The 1,205-nt window shown below is 53.7% G+C and carries 1 protein-coding gene and 1 pseudogene; both read left to right on the forward strand.

Annotated features, from left to right (window positions below; all coding sequences use genetic code 11):
- A pseudogene (locus ACIP1X_RS29045) lies at positions 1–367 on the forward strand (trigger factor); the annotation flags it as partial.
- Between the two features lie 92 nt (positions 368–459).
- Positions 460–1,095 (forward strand): ATP-dependent Clp endopeptidase proteolytic subunit ClpP, encoded by a 636-nt coding sequence (gene clpP, locus ACIP1X_RS29050; RefSeq protein ID WP_007951559.1) that lies wholly within the window; start codon positions 460–462, stop codon positions 1,093–1,095.
- Positions 1,096–1,205 lie beyond the last annotated feature (110 nt).

Raw genomic sequence — 1,205 nt, forward strand, 5'->3', positions numbered from 1 at the left:
CGTGCAGGCTGTTCAGCAGTTCGGCGGCAACATCAAGCCTGATCAACTGCCGGCCGAGCTGTTCGAAGAGCAAGCCAAGCGCCGCGTTGTGCTGGGTCTGATCGTTGCTGAAGTGGTCAAGCAATTCGACCTGAAGCCTGACGAAGCTCGCGTTCGCGAAATGATTCAGGAAATGGCTTCCGCTTACCAGGAGCCTGAGCAGGTCGTGTCGTGGTACTACAAGAACGAGCAGCAACTGAACGAAGTGCGTTCGGTTGTGCTGGAAGAACAAGTTGTGGATACTGTTCTGCAGAAAGCTAGTGTGACCGACAAGTCGGTCTCTTACGAAGAAGCAGTCAAGCCGGTAGAAGCTCCACAAGCCGACTGATTGTTTTTGCGTTAAGAAATACACACATAAGCCAGCTTTCGAGCTGGCTTATGCGTATTCAAGACATAACTATTTGGGAGTGACTGCAGAGCATGTTCCGTAATTCGTATATTCAGCAGAACTCTGATATCCAGGCCGCAGGCGGCCTGGTCCCGATGGTTGTCGAGCAGTCCGCTCGTGGCGAACGCGCCTACGACATCTATTCGCGCCTTCTCAAGGAGCGAGTGATCTTTCTGGTTGGGCCGGTAGAGGACTACATGGCCAACCTGATCTGTGCGCAACTGCTGTTCCTTGAAGCGGAAAACCCGGACAAGGACATCCATCTCTATATCAACTCCCCGGGCGGTTCGGTAACGGCTGGCATGTCGATCTACGACACCATGCAGTTCATCAAACCCAATGTGTCGACCACCTGCATCGGTCAGGCCTGCAGCATGGGCGCGTTCTTGTTGACCGCCGGTGCACCTGGCAAGCGTTTCTGCCTGCCGAACTCGCGTGTGATGATTCACCAGCCACTGGGCGGTTTCCAGGGCCAGGCATCGGATATCGAAATCCATGCCAAGGAAATCCTCTTCATCCGCGAGCGCCTGAACACGCTGATGGCCAAGCACAGTGGGCGTACCCTTGAAGAAATCGAGCGTGATACCAACCGCGATAACTTCATGAGTGCAGAAGCTGCGAAGGAATACGGCTTGATCGATGAAGTGATCAACCAGCGCCCAGCTTAAAATAAGCAACTCAAAATAGGCTTGGTCGGCGAGTCTGTTCGCCAGCGGGCTTGAAAAAGCCCGCAATAGCCTTCATCTTGTGTTGCAAGCCTATCGGATTTGGATCGAAC

Origin of the sequence: Pseudomonas sp. NPDC088885, assembly GCF_044750025.1 — a bacterium.
Lineage (GTDB): Bacteria > Pseudomonadota > Gammaproteobacteria > Pseudomonadales > Pseudomonadaceae > Aquipseudomonas > Aquipseudomonas rustica.

Bases quoted from the DNA above. Each gene is read 5' to 3' on its own strand.
- clpP (WP_007951559.1), top strand. From the start codon at position 460: ATGTTCCGTAATTCGTATATTCAGCAGAACTCTGATATCCAGGCCGCA.